Here is a 25,848-nt window from a genome sequence, read left to right on the forward strand (position 1 = left end):
ATAGAAAAACAGAATGGCATGTAACCATTCTGTTTCGTGATGTTAACAGGTGCGGATTCTACTTCACTTTTTCTCTTGCTAGCAACTGAGAAATTACTACCAAGACCAAAGAAACAATCAACATCACCGTTGCTAGGGCGTTCACTTCCGGTGAAATGCCCACCTTAACCATGGAGTAAATCTTCAATGGCAAGATTTCGTATGTTGGACCCGTTACAAACGAGCTGATGATCACATCGTCCAAAGACAGGGTAAAGCTCAATAACCAACCTGCGGCAACCGCTGGTTTAGCGAGAGGAAGGATGATCTGTTTCAAGATAACCCACTCGCTTGCACCAAGGTCTTTTGCTGCTTCCAACATTTTCACATCAAAGCCATTTAAGCGGCTGTATACAGTTACCACAACGAATGGTAGACAAAAGGTGATGTGAGCAATCAATAGTGTAAAGAAGCCAAGCTGTGCGCCTAATACTAGGAACAGAGCAAGTAATGAAATCGCCATTACAATATCGGGAGACATCATCACGACAAACAGCATGCCGTTTACCGCACCTTTACCTTTGAACGAGTAACGGAATAGGGCAACGGCCGTTAAGCTACCAATGATGGTTGCTGCTGTCGCTGAGAATACCGCTACGTTCAATGAATGCCATGCAGCTTGCATTAGGCTGTCGTTATTTACTAAGGTTTCGTACCATTTCGTGGTGAAACCACCCCATTTCATACCAAATTTGTTGGCATTAAATGAGTTAACAATTAAGACGATGATTGGCAGATACAAAAATGCATACACCAGCGCCATAAAGCTAAATCTAACTGTGCGTCCCATTAGTCTAGCTCCACTTTCTTATTCAATAGTTTGCCTGCTCTGTAGTAAGCGTAAAGCATCACAGCCATTGCGAAGGTGAGGGCGATACTGGTCGCAGCACCAAATGGCCAGTCACGAGCGTTCAATACTTGGCTCTTAATAACGTTACCAATCAGTAGGTTCTTCGCACCACCAAGAAGGTCAGAGATGTAGAACATACCTAGTGCTGGTAGCAGAACCAACAAACAACCACCGATAATGCCAGGCATTGTCAGAGGTAGAATCACTTTCGTAATGGTTTGGAACTTGTTCGCACCAAGATCTTTCGCCGCCTCGATATAAGTGTTGTCCAACTTCTCGATTGCCGAGTAAAGCGGCAGAATCATAAATGGAAGCAGGATGTACACAAGACCAATCATTACTGCTGTTTCGGTGTACATAATACGTAATGGCTTATCGATGATTTCCATCGCCATTAATGATTTGTTCAAAATACCTTGTGTACCCAGAACAATCTTCAGGCCGTAAGTACGGATAAGAGAGTTTGTCCAAAAAGGTACGATAACTAAGAACAACATAAATGGGCGCCATTTCTCTGGCATTTTCGCTATGATGTAAGCAAATGGGTAACCAATTACTAAACACAACAACGTCGCCACGATCGCCATGTAGAACGAGTGCATCAGCACTTTCGCATACAAGGGGTCGAGTAGACGTAAGTAGTTGTCGAAAGTAAATGTCATTTCGATTAAGTTTGCTTCATCACGCGTTAAGAAACTCGTACCGATAATCATCACATTTGGTACCAACACGAAAAGTGTTAACCAACCGACGATTAAGGTAATGATCGCGTTTTGAAGATTAATCTTCTTGCTTATCATTGAGGACTACCTCCCAGCTCTCAACCCAAGTGATAGCGACTTTCTGGCCAAGTGAGTGGTCCACATCAGGATCATCTTCGTTAAAGAATTCGCTAACCATTACACGCATGCCCGAATCCAATTGGATAACTGAATCAAGCGTCATACCTTTATAGGTACGCTCTGTTACGTGACCTACGATGCCTTTTTCTTCAGACTCTTTGATCTCTTCGATACGTAAGTCTTCTGGGCGAAGTAGTACTTGCAGTTTTTCACCTGCTTGCGCTTCCTGATCGTAGTAAACAACAGATTCGACACCTTCGATTTCTGCACGGATACGTTTCTCGTCGATACGCTCTAGCATGGTTGCGTTGAATACGTTGATCTCACCGATAAAGCGAGCAACAAATAGGTTCTTCGGCTCTTCGTAAATCTCACGTGGAGAACCATCCTGCTCGATAACACCATCGCGCATTACAATAATGCGGTCAGACATCGATAGGGCTTCTTCCTGATCGTGCGTAACGAAGATAAAGGTAATACCAAGTTGACGCTGAAGCTGTTTAAGCTCGATTTGCATTTGCTTACGCAGTTTGTAATCAAGTGCCGATAGAGATTCATCTAGCAGCAGTACTTTTGGTTTGTTAACAACCGCACGCGCAATGGCGATACGTTGTTGCTGACCACCAGAAAGCTGATGAGGCTTACGCTGTGCCATTTTTTCTAGGCGCACCATGCGTAGCGCTTCCATTACTCGTGGTTCAATGTCCGCAGTAGGCGTTTTCTGCATACGAAGGCCAAAAGCGACATTCTCATATACGGTCATGTGTGGAAACAATGCGTAACTTTGAAATACCGTGTTGACGTGCCTTTGCTCTGCAGGAACCTGTGTTACATCATGGTCATCCAAAATAATTTGACCGTTATCTGCCGTTTCAAAACCTGCAATCATGCGTAAAACTGTTGTCTTACCACAACCAGAAGGCCCGAGAATCGTCAGAAATTCACCATGATTAACATCCAGATTTAAATTACCGATGATTTCCTTACCATCGAAACTTTTACTAATACCAGATAAACGAATAACTGGCTTTCCTGCTTGCGGTTTTGCGTTCAACGTCTGTATTTCCCCCACGTTCAAGCCGGGATTATCCCAGCTGATGTGACACTAACCATTCACTTTTGAGGCGCGCATCATAATCACCAAAAGTGTGAAATTAAAGCATTTTCTTATCTTGAAACAGAAATAATTTTGCAGGAAAAAGCCATCATTCCTTACCATACTGTTTTTATGAGATTAATTGGCATCTAGACACAGTTTGATAGCACTAAACTTTGTTCAACAATTGTTTCAATTTCATGACCTTGAAAGTGGTCAATTATCAACCATACAGTTGAGATTGCAAGGATTGTAGGTGAGTTGTGATGTTAGATGTGGAAAGATTTCTTTATAATGACGATTACATTAATTGACTGGAATTCCAGTCAAAATTTTACAAGTTAGTCTTGGATAAACTATGAACGACGATTTTGAGAAAGATTTCAATCTTGGGGGGAGTGTAGAGCGAGCTTTGTCTGGCAACTACGAGCTTAAAGCTGGCGCGGTTTTTAACGAAGCTTGGCGAGCAACCATCCAGCACTTTTTATCATTTTCTCCTGCCATTATTGTATTGCTTTTTGTCCAGTTAGGTATTTTCTATATTGCATTAAAACTGCAGTTGGGCGATTTGACCGTTATTCTTGATGCGTTTGAGAACCCAGAGTCGTTCACAAACGATATTGTGTCTTCTATTTATGTCGCGAATTTCAGTTATGAGGTGATTAGCGCCCCAATTTATGCGGGGATAAGTTTGATGGCTATGAGTCATGTCGCTGGCTTAAAGACTAAGTTGCGCCATGTTGGAAAGGGGTTGCAGTTCACCATTCCTGTTATCCTAGCAACGCTAATGAGCTTAATGCTACAAGGTGTGGTTGGTATGATTTTTCCTTTACTGTCGCTGTATCTTTCCTTGGCATTTAGTCACTCTATTTTGTTGATTTGTGAGAAAAGGGTGCCACCAATGCAAGCGTTGCTGTTATCACTTCGCGCAATCAACAAGAAGATTTTTGTGGTCGCGGGGCTTTACTTAGGCGTGATGTTAATGTTTATTATTGCAGCAATGTTCTACGGTATTGGCTTGATTTTTGTGCTGCCATTCTTCTTCCATTTGAAAGGCATACTCTACCGCGAAATGTTTGGAATTAAGCTTAAGATCGTTACAACACAGAAAAACGATAATGATCACGATGGTAACTCACAGGTGTTTGATGCCTAATTCTTTGAAATCAATAAGTTTACGAGTGGCGGCAACCTGTATAGCCGCCACTTTCATTTCTATAGGCCCATATTTACACTACGAGAAACAGTTTAAATATGTGGAAAATCCTGACGTACTCTCTGGCAAGATTAAGCATGTCGATTTATCACACTTGCCATACATCGGTGATATCCCAGACTTCAATTCAATAAAAGATACGAAAGAGAAAAAAGCTGCTTTTTTTGATTTTTTAAGGCCTAAAATTGCTCTTGAGAATCAACGAATTCGTCATGAGCGGGCCTTTCTTACCTCTTTAAAGGTGGGACAAGTGACGCAAGAACAACAAGAGTATGCTCAGCGGTTATCATCTCTGTATTCGTTGCCCTTGAGTAACGATAAGATTGATCAAGCATGGCTAGACGAGATGCTTGTGAGAGTGAACGTCTTACCAGAAGCGTTGGTTCTAACTCAAGCGGCAAATGAATCTGCGTGGGGCACTTCTCGTTTTGCTACTCAAGCAAACAACTTGTTCGGCCAATGGTGTTATAAAAAGGGCTGTGGAATTGTTCCAGCGCAACGTGGCGCTAACAAAGTTCATGAAGTTGAAAAATTCGATTCTGTACAACAGTCTGTTCATGGCTACTTTATGAATGTTAATCGAAACCCAGCGTATGCAGACCTGCGTGAAATCAGAACATCTCTGGCTGAAAAGAACAAGGGCTTGTTAACGGTCGCAACCGCGTCAGAGTTAACGCATGGGTTGCTAGCCTATTCTGAACGTGGCATCGCCTATGTACACGATCTTCGCGCTATGATTCGTCATAACAACGCCTACTGGACGCAATAAAATAACGGATAAAATGAAAAAGTTAAGCCTAAGTCTGTTGGGAAGTGCGGCGCTAATTCTTGCATCGCCGATAACCCAAGCTCAAGAGTACATGTTCACGTACTCAAAGTTATATACTCAACTAAAAAACAACAATAAAGAAGGGCATGACGATGTGAAAGTTGGTGTCTTTTTTGTGGACGCAAAAACTAAACAAATTTGTATGATAGAAAAAGCTTGGATGGAAAAAGAAGAGCACTATGAAGAGTTTGTTATCCCTGCTTCACAAGAGTTGCCTTTACCTGTTGATAAAAACTTAAAGTCAGCGAATCCGTTGGTTTTTGTCGATACCCCAAAAGATACACGTTGCGATTACTCACTTGTTGTGATGACCAAAGAACCATTACAGGGTAACGTTTCTTACGACCAACTTAAGCCTCTTCTACCTCAAATGCAGACGATGCTGGAAGATTTAGGCGGTATGTTTGCGGGTTGGTTTACACCGGAGGTTCAAGGTGTGACGATGGAGTTTGCAAATCAACTGAATGATAAAGTGATTTTCTCAAACGGAACCGAAAAGCCAATTGTCAATGGCAAGATACAAGTCGCACTAAGTGAAATAGGGCAAGGTGGCACAATGACACTACCAGAACCGACGATGCGAGTGTTACCTTATCTACCTAACGCAAAGAAATGAACACTGAACGTTTAGAAAGGGCTGCAATCGCAGCTCTTTTTTAATTTTGACCGTAACTAAAGTATTTTTCACACTCTTTTCTTAAAGACTCAATAAGACAAACATTTAATCCTGCGTAAAAAGCTCGTATAATCCACGCCCCAAAGAAACCCATGTTAGGAAGTCCTAGTCGATTTATCGGCGATGTGAGAGCCCGCAATGAACCAAATAGATACAAGAAAAGAAACCCTAGAATTCAACAAGCTTCAGAAACGCCTAAGAAGACATGTTGGAAATGCCATTACTGATTACAACATGATCGAAGAAGGCGATGTTGTAATGGCATGTATTAGCGGTGGTAAAGATTCATTCGCGATGCTTGATATCCTGCTGAATCTTCAAAAAGCCGCACCGATCAAATTTGAAGTGGTTGCGGTAAACCTAGACCAAAAACAACCGGGCTTCCCTGAGCACATTCTGCCAGAGTATTTCGAAACACTGAATATCCCTTACTATATCGTCGATAAGGACACGTATTCCGTCGTAAAAGAGAAGGTACCAGAAGGCAAAACCACTTGTGGTCTGTGTTCACGCCTGCGACGTGGTACGCTGTATTCATTTGCAGAGAAGATTGGTGCAACTAAGCTTGCGCTAGGTCATCACATGGATGACATCGTCGAAACAATGTTCTTGAATATGTTCCACGGCTCTCGCCTTAAAGCGATGCCACCAAAGCTACGCTCTGATGATGGCCGTAACGTGGTCATTCGTCCATTGACTTACTGTCGTGAAAAAGATTTGATCAAATACGCTGAGCACAAGGATTTCCCAATAATTCCGTGTAACCTTTGTGGCTCTCAAGAGAACCTTCAGCGTCAATCTATAAAAGCAATGTTGATTGAATGGGATAAGAAGACGCCAGGGCGTGTGGAAGCAATTTTTAAATCAATTCAAAACGTAAGCCCAAGCCAACTAGCAGACCGCGAATTGTTCGACTTTGTTAACTTACCGCTAGATCGTGAAGGTAACCGCGAAGAGTATGAATTTAATGAGGCTGTCGTTTCTTCGACGAATATTGATGAATCGATGTTCATCGATGTTACGAACATCTAACTCGTAAAAAAGGAGGTCAATTAGACCTCCTTTTTTGTACCCAACGCTTTAACTGTTCCCAAACAAAAATCCCCCTGTATTGGGGGGATTTATTAGCGCTGATTTGAAAGCGCTCAATACATAGCAATACTAAAGAGAGATTAGGTTGCTGTATTTGGGTCGAGAGGGCTAATGTAGCCTTTTGGTTTTAGAGCCAACACGTCGCAATTTATTTTATCAATTACGTGCTCCGCTGTATTACCAATAAAGACAGCAGAAAGCCCTGTTCGCCCTGTGGTACCTAAAATAACCATTGCTGCGTTCAAGCGCTCTGCAGCTGCCGGAATGACATCTTCAGGTAAACCTTGCTCAACTATCGTTTGCTCTTCATCAAGACCATGTTTTTGGCGTAGTGCTTTCATAGCCGTTAAATGATGGCCTCGCACTGCATCGGTATAAGTCGTTGGGTCAAATTCAGGAAGTTCAATCGTAATATTCGCCGGTGTAACGGGGTAGGCGTTAACAAGATATGGCTTGGCCTCAAGCCGAGTGGTGATTTCTTTTAATCGCTCGACCATCGTATCGTTGAGATCAATATGAGTCGGGTTTTCTGAGCCCACATGTACTGAGGCAAGGATACTTGCTTGTTCCGGCCAAGCAGCATTCTTAATAAGAAGCACTGGAATAGGGCATTTTCGCAACAAGTGCCAATCTGTCGGTGTGAAAATGACAGACTCTAAAACATCATGCTTACGTGTGCCTTTGATGACTAGGTCATGATTGCCTGAATAGACTTCAGCAATAATCGCCTCATAAGGGCGGTTGTGCCAGACAACACAAACATCAAAGTCGAAGCCATCGTTTAGGTATGGTTGAGCAATTTTACGCATCCACTGCTCACGCTGATGAATGACACCTCGACGCATAGCATCTCTTTCATCCACTGATAGCATTGACGTCATGTCATACGAGAAATCGTAAATGGATAAAAAGAAAGTGATTCGGCTTCTAGATACACTTTTCTGAGCTAATTGAACAGCTCTTGCAAGTGCGGGCTGCTCATCATTATTGATGTCAGCTACAACAAGGATCTTACTGTATATACTCATAACTAAGCCCACTTCTATTGCAAAACCAGATACTGAATGTAAATTAAATCAGTATTTTGGAGTACTCACCGTACATTTTTACTGTAGCTTAGTTTGGAGAACTTTTTGAGGACTTTCGAAAGGAATTTATGAGAAATATGATGTAGCTCATTTTCGAGCTACATCAATAATTAGGGTGTATTATTCTTTAGTTACACCAGCAAGTTCCATCAATGCATCGTGGTCTAAGATAGTGATATATTTACCTTTTACGCTTAGGATCTCAGATTTCTGGAAACGACCTAACAAACGACTGATCGTTTCGACTGTAAGACCAAGGTAGTTGCCAATATCACCACGAGTCATAGTTAAACGAAACTCTCTAGGGCTGAAGCCACGCTGAGAAAAACGCGTTGATAGGTTGTAAAGGAAAGCAGCTAGTCGCTCTTCTGCGTTCTTTTTAGAAAGAAGCAAAATCATTTCCTGATCACCTTTAATTTCGTTACTCATCAAACGCATGATTTGCTGGCGAAGCTTAGGCATCTTACCCGATAGATCGTCTAAAATTTCGTATGGGATTTCACATACCATCGACGTTTCGAGTGCTTGAGCAAAGCTAGGGTGGGAGTCACCAGTGATAGCATCGAAACCGACTAAGTCTCCAGCTAAGTGAAACGCTGTGATTTGCTCATCACCTTGCTCTGTGATCGTATAGCTCTTGATGGTACCAGAGCGGATAGCGTATAGCGATTTTAGCTCATCACCGGCCTTAAAAAGCTCTTGTCCTTTTTGAATAGGCTTCTTACGTTCGATGATTTGGTCAAGCTGGTCAAGTTCTGCCTCATTTAGAGTGAACGGGATACACAGTTGACTAATGCTACAATCTTGGCAATGAATGGCGCAACCGCCTGATTGGATACGCTTTGTTGCAGGTTTTTCAGAAATCATAACAACCTTTCACTATTTGATATACATCAATATTTTAGCATCGCTTAATCCTAAAGGGTAGCAAAAATGTCACCTCAATAGAGTTTAACGTTATATGAAACCGAGTAACGCTAAGGCTCCTACAGCGGTATACGTACCATAGCCAATAAGGATTAATGCTGAAATATTTCTAAATATTAATGATTTTTGTAATTTCTGAAAATGATTGGCACCGTATCCAATAATAAGCATTGCAGGTAGCGTTCCGAGCCCAAACGCAAGCATAATTAGGCCGCCGTTCATCGCACTACCAGAAACCGCCGACCAAGTAAGCGCTGAATAAACTAAACCACATGGTAACCAACCCCAAATAAAGCCAAATGGCAACGCGTGAAGAGGATGCTTTAATGGCAACAAACTCTTCCCTGCCGGCGAGATAAAGCGCCAGAGATACTGCCCTAGCTTTTCTATTAAAAGTAAGCCTTGCCACCATTTAGCAATATACAGCGCGACTAGGATCATGAATAACGCAGCAATCAGCCTTAACCAAGCAAGAGAGTGCGTTAACCCACTAAGCTCAGATAAACCTGATATAGCACCACCCACTAATGCACCTATTAAGGTATAACTGATCAATCGTCCGAGGTTGTAGAAGAGGGGGATAAGAGGGGTAGTTTTATTTTTAGCAGAAGAGCCCATGGTAAGCAGAGACGCGATACCACCACACATACCCATACAATGACCGGCTCCTACTAAGCCGATCATCAACGCACCGATAAAATCAGGAGTCATAAAGGTCGCTACTTTTTATCACTATTAGATTGGTCTTCTTCGTCGAGAAGAATGTTGTGCCCTTGCCGTTCAAGATCTTCAAACTGATCGCTTCTTACCGCCCAAAGAAAAACGGCGACAGCAACACAAACGAGAACGATAGCGATGGGAATCAATATATAAAGACTTTCCATGTTTGCTTTCTCTACTTATTTCTCTTTGAGCAGGCGCAAAGAGTTAGATACAACGATAATTGAGCTTGCAGACATGCCAACTACTGCAATGTAGGGAGCCACTAAACCTGCGACCGCCAAAGGCAAAATTAACAGGTTGTAACCCAAAGACCAAGCCAAGTTTTCTCGAATAATCTTTCTTGTACGCAGTGCAAGCAAACGTGCCTCTAGTAGCTTTTCGAGATTATCCCCAAGTAACGTCATATCTGCAGAAGCTTTAGCGACATCTGTACCACCGCCCATTGCGACAGAAAGGTGAGCTCCGGCGAGAGTCGGCGCGTCATTGATTCCATCACCAACCATCATAGTGATACTGTTTTCGTCCAAGCTCTTAAGGTATGCAAGCTTATCTTCTGGCTTTGCTGACGCGACGATGTGATCGATACCAATTTCATTCGCCACTGGTTGGGCGTTTGAGAGAGAATCACCAGTTAGCAGGGTTGTCTTAATTCCAGCGTCAGCAAAACGTTGAATAAAGGCTTTGCTTTCTTTTCGGATAGGGTCGCGGTAGTAAAAGCTAGCGACATGCTTGCCATCAACCGACAGAGAGACCGCCTGGTTTTCACCACTTTCTTTGCCTTGAACAAAAGCAGCACTACCTATCTTAACGATTTTGCCATTCCACATACCCTCAATCCCTGAACCAATCACGTTTTGCACGTCAGACACGATAAAGTCATCATTGGTGTAAGTTGCAAAAGAACGAGCGATAGGGTGGTTTGCATGAGCCTCTAAAGCTGCAGCTAGTGATAGACAATCTTTCTGTGGGAGATCACTAAGTACCTTTGTTTCACAGATCTCAATATCACCTTTCGTTAGAGTGCCTGTTTTATCTACAACTAAGTGGTTGATCTTACATAGTGTCTCAAACACATGGCCTTTACGAAGCAAAATGCCGAAATTACCCATTCTAGAGGTAGCACAAGTGAGAGCGGTCGGAGTGGCCAGAGATAGCGCACATGGGCACGTAGCGACTAGCACAGACAGCATGATCCAAAACGCATCATCTGGTTTTGTTTGATGCCAGTAAAACCAAGTACCAGCAGAGATGATAAGAATCACACCAACAAAGTAACGGGCGACAATGTCTGCAATTTCCGCAATTTTAGGTTTGGAGTGTTGAGCTTCATCTTGTAAACGCACGATGTTAGAAATCATTGAATCGGCCTTTGAGCTTACTACCTCAAGTTCAAATGATTCGTCTCCGTTTAGCGTTCCTGCATAAACAATATCGCCTTCTCGTTTCACAACGTGCACTGACTCGCCCGTTAGCATGGATTCATCAATATGAATACGGCCTGAAATAACTTTACCGTCAGCGGGGATATGTTCACCAGGTAGAACGCGAATACGATCGCCAACTTTTAGCGTCTTCACGGGTATCTGATCACCGTCCAGCGTTGTAGCAATTGCAGGAATCAACTTAAGAAGGTTACCACTCGCTGCAGCAGCTTTGCGACGAGCGCGCATCTCTAAGAATCGACCTACTAACAAAAAGAAGGTAAACATCGAGATAGATTCAAAGAAGACTTCGCCTTGTTCAGTTACTGTTGCAACTAAACTTGCAACATAGGCAAAGATCAACGCGATAGAAACCGGGACATCCATACCAAGGGTTCGGCCTTTGATACTGCGCCATGCGTTTAAGTAAAATGGAAGAGCGGAATAAAGCAAAACAGGAGTAGCAAAAATCAAACTTACCCAACGAAAGTAACTTTTAAACTCTGGCTCTAAATCACCAAAGACTTCGAGATACAGTGCAACGGCGAGCATCATGACCTGCATGGTTGCTAAACCTGCAATACCTAGCCGATATAGATATTGCTTCATCATTCGATGGTAAGAGGCTTCTTGCTTATCTGCTTCAAAAGGTGCAGCTTTGTAACCAAGTTTATGAATAACGGAAAGGAGCTCGCTTAACCGTACCTGGGTTTTATCCCAGGCTAGTAACGCTCGATTGGTGGTTGTATTAACACGGATAGATACCAACCCGGCCGTATTAGAAACTTGCTTTTCGATTAACCACGCACAAGCGGCACATGAAACGCCTTCCAAAGAAAGGGTTACTTCAGAAACATTTTCGCGATTTCGTACGAATTCAGATTGTACATCCGCATTGTCATAATGAATTAAAGCTTGGAGTTGCTCTGGTACTAGGTCTGCCTTTTCTGCAGGCGCAGTGCGGTATTGGTAATATGATACAAGACCACTATCGACAATAGTCTGCGCCACAGTTTCGCAGCCCGGACAACACATGTCGCGAATTTCACCCAATATTTCTACTTTGAAATCCGTGTTGGCTGGTACATCTTCACCGCAGTGATAACAGGATTTACACATATGCTTACTTCATTAACGGTGTTGAAGAGGCAGGAAACTCAACTTTACCTTGGATCATCCATTGCTTGTCGTGTGGTTGTAGTTCAACAAACCATGGTCCTTGAATAGATTCCTCAGCTTTTAGTCGGTAATTACCAGATGCATCCGCTGTTACAAGCTTTGTGAAGTCACGATCAGGAAGAGTACGATGAGTGAAAGTGGCCGTTAGAGCAGGGTAATGAGGTAGCTTCCCTTTAGCGAAAACAATCACAACATTGTTATTTTCAGAGGAAATCTCAGCGTTAAGACCTAGGTCACGAGCGACATTCATTTTACTAATGTCGATATTAATGCCTTTGCCTTTTTTATAGTAATCCTCGGCGACTAAAGAAACAGAGTTGTTCGAGAAAACGACCACAGTAATCACAGTCCAAACTACGACAGTAAGAGGAAGGATGATTAGGAACCACGGCCAAAATTGTTTATACCAAGGCTTTACCATAAAAAAGTTCTCAACAGCTAAATGAAAAAATGTAAGGCGTTAAATTTAAAGGAAAGACAGCCCCTATGAAAGGGGCTGTTATTGCTATGTTACGTAATATCTCAGTTACTTACTCTCTGAGTTACTTAAACTCCAGACATATGAGGCAACGAGCTGAACTTTATCTTCACCCAAAATGTCTTTCCACGCAGGCATTACGCCTGAGCGTCCGTTCATTACGGTTTCTGTTACAGCTGCACGAGAGTCACCAAACAACCAGTCTTGGTCTGTAAGGTCAGGCGCACCGACTGCAGGGTTACCCTTACCATCGGTACCATGACAAGCTGCACACACTACGAAGCGTGCTTTACCTGCCGCGGCTTCACGAGCATTTACTTTACGACCAGATAGACTAAGTGTGTAACTTACAACTTCTTGAACACCTTGCTCACCAAGGGCATCTTTCCATGCTGGCATTTGACCAATACGGCCGTGCATGATGGTTGTAACGATCGCTGCTGGCTCGCCACCATATAGCCATGCATCATCAGTCAGGTTAGGGAAGCCTTTCTGACCACGTGCATCAGAGCCATGGCATTGAGAACAGTTTTGCAAAAACAAACGCTGACCAACTTTTAATGCTTCAGGATCTTGCGCAATTTCAGGAATTGGGCGTAGACCACTGTCATTGTGCGCAAGTTTACGGAATGCTTCGCCGAAGTAAGCGTCGGCATCATCCAGTTCTTTTGCATATTGGTTTAGTTGCTTGTTCTCTTGTGCTGCAGCGATGGCTTCTTTTGACTCTTCTAGTGAGCGAACGGTTTGAGCCGAACTCTGCCAGTTTAAAAAGCCCTTGAAGCTACCTAGACCTGGGAATAGGGCAAGGTAAACTGCTGCGAACACAAATGTGCTTACAAACAGGTAAGTCCACCACTTTGGTAGAGGGTTGTTTAGCTCGCGAATACCATCGTACTCGTGGCCCATGTCTTCCCCTTCCTCGACGCCCATTTTATCTTTAGCGCACCAAGTCAGGAGAATCGCACAGCCTACTAGCGTACCGACAGTAATCACGATAATCCAGAGACTCCAGAATGTAGTCATTACTTCTTCACTCCTTGGTTATTAGGGGTCTTTTGTTCTTCGTCAGCAAACACCAAGTTGGCATCTTCTTCAAAGCGTGCTTTACGCTTTTTACTAAATGCCCACCATACGATGCCAATAAAACTAGCGAAGAGTACAACGGTATAAATACTATGAATTGTACCGAAATCCATATGATCCCCTTACTTCATTGCATGACCAAGAGACTGAAGGTAAGCGATGATTGCATCCATCTCTGTTTTACCTTCTACTTCTTTAGCCGAATTCGCGATCTCTTCATCAGTGTATGGAACGCCGAACTGATCACGAAATAGCTCAAGTTTCTTCTGAGTTAGCTTACCGTCTAAAACGTTTTCAGCTAGCCACGGGAAACCTGGCATGTTTGACTCAGGTACAAGCTCACGAGGATCTAACAGGTGAACACGGTGCCATTCGTCAGAATAACGACCACCAACACGAGCTAAATCCGGGCCTGTACGCTTAGAGCCCCAAAGGAATGGGTGTTCCCAAACACTCTCACCAGCAACAGAGTAGTGACCGTAACGTTCAGTCTCTGAGCGGAAAGGACGAACCATCTGGCTGTGACAGACGTTACAACCTTCACGGATGTAGATATCACGGCCTTCCATCTCCAAAGGAGTGTAAGCGCGCAGATTTTCTACAGGTTCAGTCGTTTGCTTTTGGAAAATCAGAGGAGTGATCTCTACAAGAGCACCCCAACTGATAGCAAACACGATAAAAATAGCCAACAAACCGACATTACGTTCTAAGATTTCATGGCGATTATTAGAATTATTACTCATTCTTAAATCTCCTTATGCCGGATGTGGGATAGCTTTTAGGCTTTCTTTAGGTGCACTTACCGTTTTGTACGTGTTGTATGCCATTAGGAACATACCAGATAGGAAGATAAATCCGCCTAGGAAACGTACAAAGTAGAACGGATAAGACGCTTCTACAGACTCAACAAAGCTGTAAGTTAGCGTACCGTCAGAGTTAACCGCGCGCCACATAAGACCTTGCATTACACCAGAGATCCACATCGCAACGATGTAAAGAACGGTACCGATTGTTGCTAGCCAGAAATGCACATTAACTAGACCAACAGAGTACATACGCTCTTGGCCAAATAGGCGAGGTACCAAGTGATATACAGAGCCGATAGAAACCATCGCAACCCAACCTAACGCACCAGAGTGAACGTGACCAATGGTCCAGTCTGTGTAGTGAGAAAGTGCGTTAACCGTCTTAATCGACATCATCGGGCCTTCAAAGGTAGACATACCGTAGAACGACAGTGAAACGATTAGGAAACGTAGGATAGGGTCATAACGAAGCTTATGCCATGCACCAGATAACGTCATAATACCGTTGATCATACCACCCCAAGAAGGAGCAAATAGAACCAGCGACATAACCATACCTAGAGACTGAGTCCAGTCTGGTAGCGCTGTATAATGAAGGTGGTGAGGGCCTGCCCAAATATATAGAGAAATAAGTGCCCAGAAGTGAACGATAGATAGACGGTAAGAATAAACAGGACGTTCAGCTTGTTTAGGAACGAAGTAGTACATCATACCTAGGAAACCAGCGGTCAGTAGGAAACCTACCGCATTGTGTCCATACCACCACTGAACCATCGCATCCACTGCGCCCGAGTAAATCGAGTAAGATTTACCAAGTGACACAGGAATAGCCATGCTGTTCACGATGTGAAGTACTGCTACTGTGATAATAAAGGCACCGAAGAACCAGTTTGCCACATAAATATGTGACGTGTTTCGCTTCACTAGTGTGCCGAAGAACACCACCGCATATGATACCCATACTAGCGCAATTGCGATATCAATAGGCCATTCTAGCTCAGCATACTCTTTACCCGATGTTAAACCGAGAGGCAAAGTAATGGCTGCTGCCAGGATGATTGCTTGCCAACCCCAAAAGGTGAAGGCAACGAGTGGGCCACCAAAAAGACGTGTTTGACATGTGCGCTGTACAACATAATAAGACGTTGCGAACAGAGCACTGGTACCAAACGCAAAAATTACCGCATTAGTATGCAGTGGACGTAAGCGACTATACGTCAACCACGGCGTATCAAAGTTTAGCTGTGGCCAAACTAATTGAGCGGCAATCAAAACACCAACAGCCATACCAACTATGCCCCATAAAATGGTCACAAGGGTAAATTGGCGAACGACTGTATAGTTGTAGTTTTGTTCAAGCTGCTTTACTTGGCTCATTTGCATGCTTCCAATTTCTAATTAACTACACTTTTACTTCCAACACGACTTGCGTCGTAACACCACCCAAGTAAACTCTAGAATTCAAGTGTTATCATCACCTTATTTCCATTGCTGACTTTAATAAAAAGTGGCATTTTCAGCGTGACACTATACTTGAATTAACAATTCAATGACAGGGTAGTAACCTTACTGGACCTCTGGAAATCATTTTTTATTTAAAAAGTTTGAAGTTTGTAACAAGGATATTAGTAATTATGCCTGCACAAAAGTTAACAAAGGCGCGACTTGCACAAATCTTAATCATGCTCAGTGTTTTAATAGGCGCATTTTTCTGGCGTACCTTTACACACGAGAGTGTTAATAGCGTTGACTGTTCACAAAAAGAACGATGCGATGTAACAATTGAAGGAGAAATAATCACGATTAATCGTGACTCAATGGGAATTTCGCTCGAAACGACAGAAAGTAGCACTCTAAAAATTGATCTAAATCAATCTGGTAATTTTATCAATCTCAACGAAAAGCATAAATCAGTAGAATGGGACATCATGCCTGAATCAAAAAAAATCACCTTTAAAAAAGGTGAAAACATTGTTGTAGTTCAATTATAAATACGATCTATCACGAGATAATCGTAACTTATTAATGAAATTAACACCTTCTTACCTAGAGAAAATTGGTTGGAATGGTATAACAGCAGAGTGATATCCAATTATAAAATCGTATGCATTGCCAATCAGTTTTTACTCATATTAAAGATGAAGACTCAGCGATAAAAACGCTCAGGTCCGAATTGACACAACAGAACTTGTCTTACGTGATGTGTTACTACACGGAAGAATACAATTTCGAGTTGATTCGAGAAGCGTTTCTTGCACATTTTCCTGGTGTGCCTTTTCATGGCGCCAGTTCATGTCAAGCCGTAATGACAGATCAGGGCTTTCATACAGGACCAGTAATTGCGGCACTTGCTGTTTATGATACAGGTCCTCATGCTTATGGTATTGGTATTTCTAATTACAACTCAGGTGACAGCGTCACCAATGCTTTGGATATGGCCCTTGAGAACGCAAACCGTGTAGGAGAGGTACCAAACTTAATTCTACTTCATGCTACACCAGGGCAAGAGGAATCAATCATTGCGTCTATAGATGAAAGATTTGGAACTCTAATTCCAATTATTGGTGGTTCGGCCGCTGATAATAACATCGCTGGGAAATGGTCTGTGATAACCGCCCAAGGCTCTCAAACTTCAGGTTTAAGCTTAACTCTCTTTTACTCCTCTCAACCTGTTGATATCGCTTTTAGCGCTGGGCATACACCAACTAATATCAAAGGTGTTGCAACCAAGACCAACGATAGATGCTTACTTGAAATTGATAATGAACCTGCGCTCAATGTTTATAGAAGGTGGACAAATCACCAGGATAACCAAGTAGGTAAAGATAATATGCTGTTTACAAACTCGAGTGCTTATCCATTAGGGCGGATCGCAGGTCATCTCTATGATCGCCCATATTACAAATTATCCCATCCGATCCGTGAGACGCCAGATGGTGGAATCGAGTTGTTTACACGAATAGAAGAGGGTGACGAGCTCACATTAATGAAAGGAAGTCGTGAGCATCTCGTTGCGCGCGCTGCAAAAGTCGTCAATGCCGCTTTTAACCAAAAATTAGAAGAGTCTCGAAAAATTGGAGTGATAAATATCTTTTGCGCAGGTCCCATGTTGCACTTAATGCAAGACATGAATAGCGTTTGTGAACAAATTAACCAAGAACTAGAACATTTGCCTTTTATTTGCCCTTTTACTTTCGGCGAGCAAGGTAGATTTATTGGTGGTGAGAATGGACATGGAAACCTGATGATTTCATCGGCTATATTCCATAAACCTTATGAAAGATAAATACTTAGACATATATCAACAGGAAGCGCTTCAAGAAGCGTTAGTTGAGCTAAAGCAGGCTAGACAAAGAGAACGACTACTCGCTGATGAAAACAAGGCCATTCTTTCCGCGATATCTGCGATGAGTGAGGCAAAGAATCGGCATGAGATATTTACGGGATTAAACAATGTCCTCAAAAAGTACATCAGCTTCGATGATTTTATTGTACTGACTCGTGATGGTGAACGATATCCCTTCAAGACATTGATATCAACTAATAGCGTATTTGATAATGTATCCTGGTTACACGGTAACACCTATCAAAGAGCTCTCAATGGTGAATGCATTCTACTGTTCGAGCCAGATAAACTCGCTGAGTTTGTTAACTTAAACAGCTTTATAAAAAGCCATGTAAACTCGGTCGTTTTAACTGGTATACGTTCAGAAGTAACGCAAACCGTAATCCTACTTATTGGAGCTCAGAAAGGGCACTTTAGCATAGAGAATAAGGAAACCTTGAGGCGGTTTCGTCCCTTAATTGAAAGGGCGGTCATTGATATCGAGACCAAAGAGAAGTTACAACGTATCGTTGAAGTAAGAACAACTCAGCTCGCTAAAGCAAGAGAAGAAGCAGAGCTTGCGAACCGGTCTAAGTCGGAGTTCTTAGCGATGATGAGTCATGAAATAAGAACCCCTTTAAATTCCGTTCTTGGAATGCTAGATATACTGAAGCAATCAACCTTGTCAGAAGAACAAATTGATGCTTTGAGCCAAATGGAGTGCTCTGCAGAGTTACTTCTCGCGATAATCAGTGACATTCTTGATCTTTCTAAAATCGAGTCAGGTCGCTTTCAGCTCAATGAACAATGGATTAACTTAAGAGACACTGTCACTTTTGTTATTTCTCAGCAAAAACAAATAGCTAAGAAGAAAAATCTTAAATTCAAGCTCAACTGTACTGTCACTAATGACAAACAATTTTGGATTGACTCCACGCGGTTATCTCAAATTCTGTTTAATCTAATAGGGAATGCAATAAAGTTTACAGACGAAGGTGAAGTAAAAGTTTCTGTATCTGAGCAAGATGCTGAACTTGTGATCTCAATATCTGACACTGGAATTGGTATATCTAAAGCAAAGCAAGAGCACTTGTTTACGGCATTTCATCAAGGAGACCGTTCCATCACGAGACGCTTCGGTGGTACAGGACTGGGGCTCGCAATAACCAAGCATTTAGTCGAAATGATGCGTGGAAAGATTGCCGTTAAAAGTGATGAGCATGTTGGTTCAACCTTTACGATTTCGATTCCAGTTTTGACTCGTTGTAATCAAAATCGTCCAGTTAGAATCGAAACCAATCAACCGACAAAAGCAATGGAACTTCTCGTCGTAGAAGATACCGAATCGAATCAGTTCGTAATAAAGCTTATCTTAAATAAGCTTGGCCATAATGTTCATATCGCAAGCCATGGAGCAGAGGCATTAACATTTTTAGAAGAGAATGAGGATTTAATCGATTTGATTCTCATGGATGTCTCGATGCCAGTGATGGATGGAATTACCGCAACAAGACTTATTCGAGATAAAGGTCTCAGGACCCCAATTATAGCGTTAACTGCACATGCGCTAGAAAGCGATAGAGATAAATGCCTGGATGCCGGTATGGACGGATTCATTTCCAAGCCAGTTAGAAGACAAGATATCTTTGAAGCTATACAGTCATTTCAATAAGTAAAAAGGCGTTAATATAGATCTTAACAATCGATAGATTATTAAGATCTATATTAAGTATTTTATGGTAAATAACGATTATGTTTAATACTCACAGTAAGGCCCTTAAATTTAAAATCTGCAGGGGAATAGGAGCATACTCAGACAACATTTAGCGTACGGCAATAAGTAATTTAACATAACACATATAATGCGCACCAAGGGGGTGGGATCTCAAAGCAATAATGTCCGGTTTTAGCTACTTTAAAATGTCCTCCTAAGATTAACAACATTGTTTGCTTTTGAGGCTTTAACCGAGGCTCCTGTGGACTTGCAATCGCTAGTTTGGTTTGTGGTTATGCTTACGAAGCAAATCAAATCTCTTATTGAAAATTGATGCGCGCTTAGTCCCCGACTTACTGGCGTGTCCTTCCGTAAGCACCTGAATCAATCTATGTATGGTGATGATGGCCAACTCACTGAATTTGCCATTCAATGGCATCACGATTACTAACTTAAGCGCTACCAAACAAAAAAGCCTTTCATACTCGCCTCGTACAACAGCAAAAATCAGCTAAACGCTCTAATCGCTCCGCAACGAAATCTGCCAAAAATCACGAGCTCAGTTGCGTTCTGAAACATTTATAAGCCTGTGGTTATATGGAGGCGAATGTACTTTTCGGGGTATTTGTAACGATAGCGTTTTCCTTTCTTCAAGTTGGACTTAACGTACCTACACACTTTTTGGTCACCACTGCTGGTTACTCTTTTTATTACTGCGTTTTTACTTTTGTGCTCCATTTCTATCATGACGTCACAATAACCTTGATAGCCATCAAACTTATTGTCTACTTTCTTTTGAAGCTTAGTCTTAATCTTTTTAGCCAACAGGTTCGTTTCTGAATCGTCAGCAAAAACTGAATTACTTGCAAAGATCAATACCATTAAAGTTACAACGTATCTCATCGTTTTGGTCCGTTTATGTTGTTGATTGTTCGATGATAAGTAATTTTTCTGTAGATACGAAAATGGGACGCCACATTGCGTCCCATTTAACATGATGAAGTAACTGATATGTAATTAAGCGCGCTTCTTGCCTTTGTTTGCTTTGAAGCCCTGGTGCGGAAAAACGTTACGAATCCTCTGTTGAACTTTTTTGGGAATGCCTTTGGAAAAGCTTAAGCGCATTCCTGTTCGTTGGCTATACACCTTCATTTCACCAGTAAACGGGTTATGCTCACTAATATCCTGTAAGTTGTGTTTGAAAGAAGGAGGTAGATGCCCTTTTACGTTACTAATATGGCCATTATCGAACTTTACTTTTAACACCGGCCTATCGACTGCGATCAACCAAAAGATCACGATGGCTGCAATTAAGATTACATATAACATTTGGCACTCCCTATCCTAGCTAGATAGCAATTTACTCAAATCCTCTTTAATTGAGGTAACTTTTTGACTCGCTTTTTCACTTCTCGACGCTTCGGAAAGCAAATATTCAATTGCGTCAGATAACGTACAACCAAGTTCATTCGCTCTACTAGAAAGCTTTTCCCAAACTCGGTAATCTAAATCAATGGATTTCTTCTTTGTATGGACTTGCTCTGCATTGAAGTGACGTTTCCGTTTCGCTCGGATAGCCTGCTTGAGTTTATTATCTAACTCTTCTGACATGTGGTTTTCTATCCAAGCTAAGACAAGTGTAGGCTCGTGTTCAAGGCGTTTTAGTTCTGCGACCGCTGCATCTGCTTCGCTTGTATCAATATGTCGGGTAATCGCTTCACCATCTTTCCATTTTTTGATGAGATACTTCCATTTCCACCCACATTCTAGATTCTCAAGCTGCTGATATTTCATTTGTTCCGACCCATAAACATAACCTAGTGACAGCGTAACCCAGATGGTTTACTTGGGCAAATAAAACTCTTAGAAGTATCGATGTTGATCACTCATTTGTCTAAGTATTGTTCATTGAGAGATGAATGCCGAGAGCAAACCAAATTGGTGCTAGGGTGTTATAGTCCGTTTCGTTATAATGTCGGCAAGATTGAATTACGATGAATTTTAATGAACCAACTTAATTGGCAAGACGTAACACCTTCACTTGAGCAGTACGAAGCACTTTTAAAGTCTGCACCTTCGTTACCAAAGAAGTCTTTTACTGATCTCCAACCGAGAATGTCGGCAACGATATCTCGTTTTTCAAAAATTTCCGGATTGACGCGAGTACTACTCATTAACTGCGTAGATAATTCTGTATATAGAGAGTTCATCAGTAAAGCTCTTCAGAGCCAGTCTAACGCTGCGATAGTTTTTTCGGAATCACTTGATGCCAAACGTTTATTTGACCGTTACAGTGTTGATGTAAGTGGTGATATTGCCTTCCAACCTGGTTTAATTTCACAGGCAGATAACGGTTACTTAATTGTACCGGCTAATCTAATTTTGGCTAACCCAGGGCTTTGGCCAAATATAAAGTCTGCAATTCAACAAAACCTTATCGAGCCACTGAACCTAAGCCCTACTCGTTTACCTACTTCAGTACCGCAAGCTAAAGCTTATGATGTAAAACTGATTGTAACAGGAGAAAGAAGTCAGTTAGCAGAGCTAGAATACATCGATGAAGACTTCTGTTCTGGCTTTGCCATGTATACGGAAGTTGAAGAAGATATTCATCTGTCAGAGCAGAATTTGACAGATTACTTTGGTTTAGTGAACTGGATATGTTCTCAATATCAGCTGCCTCACTTAACTGAATGTGGTTTTAGAAGATTGTTGCTAGCCGGTATGAGATTTACTGAAGATCAACATTATCTGCCTTTAGGAGTAATGTGGCACTCTCAACTTCTAACGCTTGCCAGCCAGTTCAGTGATGGTCACGCATTAGATTACAAGTCGTTAGATAAAGCGATTGACGACAAGTATTACCGAGAATCTTACCTTCCTCAGCGTGCCGTGTACGATATTTTAGATGGACAAGTCATCATTGAGACAACTGGGGAACAAGTTGGTCAAATCAATGGCCTAACCGTTATTGATATGGCTGGGCACCCTGTCAGCTATGGTGAGCCTGCACGAATATCTTGTGTAATTCATTTTGGTGATGGCGATGTTTCCGATGTTGAGCGCAAAGCTGAGCTTGGAGGCAATCTACATGCAAAAGGCATGATGATTATGCAAGCTTTCTTGAGCTCTGCTCTGAAACTGGATGAACCACTGCCTTACTCTGCCTCCATCGTATTTGAACAGTCTTATAGTGAAGTTGATGGTGACAGCGCATCTCTTGCAGAACTTTGTTGCTTGGTGAGTGCTTTATCTGAATCTCCAATTAATCAACAAGTTGCTGTTACAGGAGCTGTTGATCAGTTTGGTCGAGTGCAAGCCGTCGGTGGCTTGAACGAAAAAATTGAAGGCTTTTATCAGGTTTGTAAACATCAAGGTTTTACAGGAAATCAAGGTGTTGTGATGCCAAAATCAAACCTTAAACACCTTGCATTACATAAAGATGTAATAGAAAGCATTAAAAATGGTGAGTTCCATATTTGGTCCGTTTCTACCGTAGATGAAGCTATTCCGATTGTAATGAATAAACCTTTTAGAGGTGAAGACGATAGCATTATTGGCAAAATAGCGGAACGTATTGAAAACTTTGAAAGACATGAGCATCCAGAAGGAATTGTGCAGCGCATCAAAAACTGGTTTGTCTAGTACTGATCGGAGTTGTTTAGCGTACACGTGTTCACTAAGATGCAGCTATCAAAAATTGGAGTAATTGATAATGCAAAACAAACGTGATTCTTATAACCGTGACGATCTACTTGCTTCTAGCCAAGGCGAACTGTTTGGGCCTGGTTACCCTCAGCTTCCTGCGCCAAACATGCTAATGATGGATCGTGTTACTAAAATGTCTGAGACTGAAGGCGATTTTGGTAAAGGTTTGATCTTGGCGGAATTGGATATTACTCCAGATTTGTGGTTCTTTGACTGCCACTTCCCTGGCGACCCAGTAATGCCGGGTTGTCTTGGCCTTGATGCGATGTGGCAACTTGTTGGTTTCTTCCTTGGCTGGGTTGGTGGCAAAGGAAAAGGTCGTGCTCTGGCTGTTGGCGAAGTGAAGTTTACAGGTCAGATCCTGCCAACAGCGAAAAAAGTGACGTACGAAATCCACATGAAACGCGTTGTAAACCGTAAACTTGTGATGGGTTTGGCCGACGGTCGTGTATGTGTGGACGGCAAAGAAATCTACGTAGCAAAAGATTTGAAAGTTGGCTTGTTCCAAGACACTTCAAGCTTCTAATCACGATTTTAATCGATTTATTAAGGCTCCTATTTAGGAGCCTTTTTGTTGTCGAGTGTTAACCTACTTCCCTATGTCCCTATAATGTAGAAAAGGCTCCGTAGAGCCCTTTCGAATCCTTCTTTTTGTATGTGGAGAGTTTATTTGTAGAGACCAGATTGTCTTTCATCTCTGGCATCACGCCAACCACCTAACCAATACGACCGAGCATCAACTTGTTGATATGGGCAAGCCTCTTGAGACCTTCCATTCAACCCAGCTTTGTAGCCTTGAGATTGAGCTCGTTCTAGGCGATCACGCTTTTGTCTCTTCATAGTTAATTCCTCATACAGGTCCATTTACTAACGTACAGCTGTTATTGTGAAACTTTGATGGAGTTTTTATGACTCCACTTATAAGAATCGATCAAAGTAGGCAATTTCTCAAGGCATAAAAAAAGCAGAGACTCAAATGTGTGAGCATCTGCTTGATTTAAAAATTACTGACGATTTTTAACTATTTTCTACGGAACCCAAACAATCCAAGCATGGTCAAAGCTAACCAACCAAGGCCTGCACCTTGACGCTCTGTCGTCGTTGAGTCAATGCTTCGAGATACGATGTCGTCCTTAGTTGCGTCAGCAATAGGTACTAGTTTGACTGCTACAATTTGCTCTTCAGAGCTACATGTCGCATTGTTTGCTGTTGTGCTATAACCACCTGCACATTTCATAGCTGTACCAGAGATCACACCTGCATCATTGATATCAGTTGCGTCGATAATACGGAACTGATTGTTTTGTTCAGAGTAATCACCGCCATTAGTCAAACTGTCTAGGAACCAAGCTTTTCCATTAAACAATGTTGCAGCACGTTCACTAGTCTCGCCACCTAGGCTATATGGATAGATAAAACCGCGCTTACGACGTGGCTTGCCATCGTCTTCACGAGTCGTTTCTGCATCAAGTTGCCCGACGATTTCATTGTAAGAGTTGATACCGCCCATCTTACCGCCCGCACCGCTAAAGAAAATGCCAGTAGTTGGGTAAAAAGCGCTAATAGAATCCTTACGAACATCATCTACGATAAAGAGACGATTCGGAGCAGAGCCCGTTGGCATTAAGTATCCGCCCGAACGTTTTGCTTCACCAATAGCAACAAAATTAGAGTTAACGTCGGTTAATCGTGAGTTTGTATGAACCGTATCATCACCCTCGCGCTGTCTAGCTCCTACAACAACTTTGTTTTTCCAAGTTGCGTTTTCAACGCTACCTTCGGCTTCTAGAGTTCCGACAAAAACAGTCGCATTCAGGTAGTTATCATCACTGTAAGTGTTGTAACCTACGCCATAGACCGTAGTTCCATCAGTGACAAGGTCACGCATGCTCCCTTGAGCTAACCTTTCTCCATCTTTAGATGTGCCACTTGGCCAAGCCAATTCACTGACGGTTCCGCTTTGATCCCAAATCGCTGCTTTTGATGTGTGGTGAGATCCATTGGTATTGCTTGCTGTTCGAGAAACACTGCCAACAGTAAAATTGCCGTCTGTGCTCCAAGCATGGCTTTGCACAACACTTGCGTCACCATCGCCAGTAAGAATATTTGGCTCTACTGGTGCAACTACGGTATTTCGTGTTTCTAATGTAGAAGTATTTTCTGTGCTAACTTTACTCTGATTACCGACAGCTGCACCATCCTCGGTAAGCTGGTTGATAACATTGTTATATTCATTTTTATAAGCAGCAGAATCTTCTTCTATGAACGCTAACGCATTAGAAGTAAAGTCTTTACTACGTTCTTTATTCCACGGCGTCCAGTTTACTGAAGCCCATGAGTCACAGGTGGAATAGCGAAGCTGGTTGTAACAGTAACGCTCAAAGTCTTTGAGTTCTTGGATGTAATAAAAGCCAGCGTCTAATCCGAATGGGATTTCTTCACGATAGCTGTTCCCATCCACGGCTTGTGTCGCTGAAATCGGTGTAGTGCGAGTTTCCATTGCAAGTTTAAACTGCTCTGGCGTGCAGTTTGCTGCTGCATCAAAGCAGCCTAGAGCGAAAGGTGAACCTGTTGAAGGATCTGTACCTGCATTGCCCTGTTGAATTGCAACCCCGTAAGCCGTTTGGTAGTCACCGTTTGAACCATGATCCTGAGGTGAAACCTCAACAACTTGATACAATGCCGCCTGTGCGTTCATTGTGGTACCAACCATCATTGCAATGGCGGTCAATTTGAATTTATTACTACAATTCATT

General features: G+C 42.3%; 27 protein-coding genes. 9 read left to right on the forward strand and 18 right to left on the reverse strand.

Annotated features, from left to right (window positions below):
* Positions 1-58: 58 nt before the first annotated feature.
* The 3 genes from potC to potA are packed head-to-tail and all read right to left on the reverse strand — an operon-like array spanning position 59 to position 2,785.
* Positions 59-829 carry a spermidine/putrescine ABC transporter permease PotC gene (gene potC / locus R7070_RS14270; protein WP_005389180.1) on the reverse strand — a complete coding sequence of 257 codons (771 nt, stop codon included), beginning with the start codon at positions 827-829 and terminating at the stop codon, positions 59-61.
* Positions 829-1,689, reverse strand: coding sequence for a spermidine/putrescine ABC transporter permease PotB (gene potB / locus R7070_RS14275; protein ID WP_005377512.1), 861 nt, complete (start codon positions 1,687-1,689; stop codon positions 829-831). The genes potC and potB overlap by 1 nt, the downstream gene beginning before the upstream one ends.
* Positions 1,670-2,785: a spermidine/putrescine ABC transporter ATP-binding protein PotA gene (gene potA, locus R7070_RS14280; protein ID WP_256900496.1), complete on the reverse strand. Its 1,116-nt coding sequence runs from the start codon at positions 2,783-2,785 to the stop codon at positions 1,670-1,672. Before potA ends, potB begins: the two co-directional genes overlap by 20 nt.
* A 400-nt stretch (positions 2,786-3,185) precedes the next feature.
* Between potA and R7070_RS14285 the strand changes: the two genes are divergently transcribed.
* The 4 genes from R7070_RS14285 to ttcA all read left to right on the forward strand — a co-directional run bounded on the left by R7070_RS14285 (position 3,186) and on the right by ttcA (position 6,580).
* Entirely contained in the window at positions 3,186-3,983 is a 798-nt protein-coding gene (locus R7070_RS14285; protein ID WP_005377508.1) for a hypothetical protein, read from the forward strand.
* Positions 3,976-4,812 (forward strand): glucosaminidase domain-containing protein, encoded by an 837-nt coding sequence (locus R7070_RS14290; protein WP_017634900.1) that lies wholly within the window; start codon positions 3,976-3,978, stop codon positions 4,810-4,812. Before R7070_RS14285 ends, R7070_RS14290 begins: the two co-directional genes overlap by 8 nt.
* A gap of 13 nt (positions 4,813-4,825) precedes the next feature.
* A complete protein-coding gene (locus R7070_RS14295) occupies positions 4,826-5,488 on the forward strand; it encodes a DUF2987 domain-containing protein (protein ID WP_025766641.1) in 663 nt (220 codons plus the stop codon).
* Positions 5,489-5,686: 198 nt separating this feature from the next.
* Positions 5,687-6,580, forward strand: a complete 894-nt coding sequence (gene ttcA / locus R7070_RS14300) for a tRNA 2-thiocytidine(32) synthetase TtcA (protein ID WP_005377502.1) — start codon at positions 5,687-5,689, stop codon at positions 6,578-6,580.
* A gap of 140 nt (positions 6,581-6,720) precedes the next feature.
* Here ttcA and uspE read toward each other — a convergent pair whose 3' ends face one another.
* The 10 genes from uspE to ccoN all read right to left on the reverse strand — a co-directional run bounded on the left by uspE (position 6,721) and on the right by ccoN (position 15,722).
* On the reverse strand, positions 6,721-7,668 hold the full coding sequence (gene uspE / locus R7070_RS14305) for a universal stress protein UspE (protein WP_025766640.1): 948 nt from the start codon (positions 7,666-7,668) through the stop codon (positions 6,721-6,723).
* 180 nt (positions 7,669-7,848) lie between these two features.
* Complete coding sequence (locus R7070_RS14310; protein ID WP_005377497.1) at positions 7,849-8,595, reverse strand: FNR family transcription factor; 747 nt, start codon at positions 8,593-8,595, stop codon at positions 7,849-7,851.
* Between the two features lie 90 nt (positions 8,596-8,685).
* The gene (locus R7070_RS14315; RefSeq protein WP_033905304.1) at positions 8,686-9,366 is read right to left on the reverse strand and encodes a sulfite exporter TauE/SafE family protein; all 681 of its coding nucleotides are present in this window, start codon (positions 9,364-9,366) and stop codon (positions 8,686-8,688) included.
* An 8-nt stretch (positions 9,367-9,374) separates the two neighbouring features.
* On the reverse strand, positions 9,375-9,539 hold the full coding sequence (gene ccoS / locus R7070_RS14320; protein ID WP_005377493.1) for a cbb3-type cytochrome oxidase assembly protein CcoS: 165 nt from the start codon (positions 9,537-9,539) through the stop codon (positions 9,375-9,377).
* A gap of 15 nt (positions 9,540-9,554) precedes the next feature.
* Positions 9,555-11,918 carry a heavy metal translocating P-type ATPase gene (locus R7070_RS14325; RefSeq protein WP_256900497.1) on the reverse strand — a complete coding sequence of 788 codons (2,364 nt, stop codon included), beginning with the start codon at positions 11,916-11,918 and terminating at the stop codon, positions 9,555-9,557.
* A gap of 4 nt (positions 11,919-11,922) precedes the next feature.
* Positions 11,923-12,399: a FixH family protein gene (locus R7070_RS14330; RefSeq protein WP_005377489.1), complete on the reverse strand. Its 477-nt coding sequence runs from the start codon at positions 12,397-12,399 to the stop codon at positions 11,923-11,925.
* Positions 12,400-12,504: 105 nt separating this feature from the next.
* The gene (gene ccoP, locus R7070_RS14335; protein ID WP_005377487.1) at positions 12,505-13,479 is read right to left on the reverse strand and encodes a cytochrome-c oxidase, cbb3-type subunit III; all 975 of its coding nucleotides are present in this window, start codon (positions 13,477-13,479) and stop codon (positions 12,505-12,507) included.
* Complete coding sequence (locus R7070_RS14340) at positions 13,479-13,652, reverse strand: cbb3-type cytochrome oxidase subunit 3 (RefSeq protein ID WP_005377485.1); 174 nt, start codon at positions 13,650-13,652, stop codon at positions 13,479-13,481. The genes ccoP and R7070_RS14340 overlap by 1 nt, the downstream gene beginning before the upstream one ends.
* 9 nt (positions 13,653-13,661) lie before the next feature.
* Entirely contained in the window at positions 13,662-14,282 is a 621-nt protein-coding gene (gene ccoO, locus R7070_RS14345) for a cytochrome-c oxidase, cbb3-type subunit II (RefSeq protein WP_005377475.1), read from the reverse strand.
* A gap of 12 nt (positions 14,283-14,294) precedes the next feature.
* The gene (ccoN, locus tag R7070_RS14350; RefSeq protein WP_005396488.1) at positions 14,295-15,722 is read right to left on the reverse strand and encodes a cytochrome-c oxidase, cbb3-type subunit I; all 1,428 of its coding nucleotides are present in this window, start codon (positions 15,720-15,722) and stop codon (positions 14,295-14,297) included.
* A gap of 257 nt (positions 15,723-15,979) precedes the next feature.
* Between ccoN and R7070_RS14355 the strand changes: the two genes are divergently transcribed.
* The 3 genes from R7070_RS14355 (at position 15,980) to R7070_RS14365 (ending at position 19,342) form a co-directional block, all read left to right on the forward strand.
* Positions 15,980-16,336, forward strand: coding sequence for a hypothetical protein (locus R7070_RS14355; RefSeq protein WP_005377473.1), 357 nt, complete (start codon positions 15,980-15,982; stop codon positions 16,334-16,336).
* 113 nt (positions 16,337-16,449) lie between these two features.
* The gene (locus R7070_RS14360; RefSeq protein WP_256900498.1) at positions 16,450-17,631 is read left to right on the forward strand and encodes an FIST signal transduction protein; all 1,182 of its coding nucleotides are present in this window, start codon (positions 16,450-16,452) and stop codon (positions 17,629-17,631) included.
* Positions 17,621-19,342, forward strand: coding sequence for an ATP-binding protein (locus tag R7070_RS14365; RefSeq protein WP_054574154.1), 1,722 nt, complete (start codon positions 17,621-17,623; stop codon positions 19,340-19,342). Before R7070_RS14360 ends, R7070_RS14365 begins: the two co-directional genes overlap by 11 nt.
* Positions 19,343-19,963: 621 nt before the next feature.
* Here the strand turns inward: R7070_RS14365 and R7070_RS14370 are convergent.
* The 3 genes from R7070_RS14370 to matP form a co-directional block, all read right to left on the reverse strand.
* A complete protein-coding gene (locus R7070_RS14370; RefSeq protein ID WP_025766620.1) occupies positions 19,964-20,287 on the reverse strand; it encodes a hypothetical protein in 324 nt (107 codons plus the stop codon).
* Positions 20,288-20,401: 114 nt separating this feature from the next.
* The gene (locus tag R7070_RS14375) at positions 20,402-20,713 is read right to left on the reverse strand and encodes a DUF3634 family protein (protein ID WP_005377468.1); all 312 of its coding nucleotides are present in this window, start codon (positions 20,711-20,713) and stop codon (positions 20,402-20,404) included.
* Between the two features lie 15 nt (positions 20,714-20,728).
* Positions 20,729-21,178 (reverse strand): macrodomain Ter protein MatP, encoded by a 450-nt coding sequence (matP, locus tag R7070_RS14380; RefSeq protein WP_005396497.1) that lies wholly within the window; start codon positions 21,176-21,178, stop codon positions 20,729-20,731.
* Positions 21,179-21,388: 210 nt separating this feature from the next.
* Between matP and R7070_RS14385 the strand changes: the two genes are divergently transcribed.
* Both R7070_RS14385 and fabA read left to right on the forward strand, forming a co-directional pair.
* On the forward strand, positions 21,389-23,029 hold the full coding sequence (locus R7070_RS14385; protein WP_005377458.1) for a Lon protease family protein: 1,641 nt from the start codon (positions 21,389-21,391) through the stop codon (positions 23,027-23,029).
* 70 nt (positions 23,030-23,099) lie between these two features.
* The gene (gene fabA / locus R7070_RS14390) at positions 23,100-23,618 is read left to right on the forward strand and encodes a bifunctional 3-hydroxydecanoyl-ACP dehydratase/trans-2-decenoyl-ACP isomerase (protein ID WP_318141230.1); all 519 of its coding nucleotides are present in this window, start codon (positions 23,100-23,102) and stop codon (positions 23,616-23,618) included.
* A 140-nt stretch (positions 23,619-23,758) separates the two neighbouring features.
* Here fabA and rmf read toward each other — a convergent pair whose 3' ends face one another.
* Together rmf and R7070_RS14400 are read right to left on the reverse strand one after the other, a co-directional pair.
* On the reverse strand, positions 23,759-23,932 hold the full coding sequence (rmf, locus tag R7070_RS14395) for a ribosome modulation factor (protein ID WP_005377453.1): 174 nt from the start codon (positions 23,930-23,932) through the stop codon (positions 23,759-23,761).
* A 181-nt stretch (positions 23,933-24,113) separates the two neighbouring features.
* Positions 24,114-25,847 (reverse strand): DUF3466 family protein, encoded by a 1,734-nt coding sequence (locus R7070_RS14400; RefSeq protein WP_025766617.1) that lies wholly within the window; start codon positions 25,845-25,847, stop codon positions 24,114-24,116.
* Between the last annotated feature and the right edge of the window lies 1 nt (position 25,848).

The sequence above is a fragment of the Vibrio sp. 1557 genome (genome assembly GCF_033340175.1).
GTDB classification, from domain to species: Bacteria; Pseudomonadota; Gammaproteobacteria; order Enterobacterales; family Vibrionaceae; genus Vibrio; species Vibrio alginolyticus.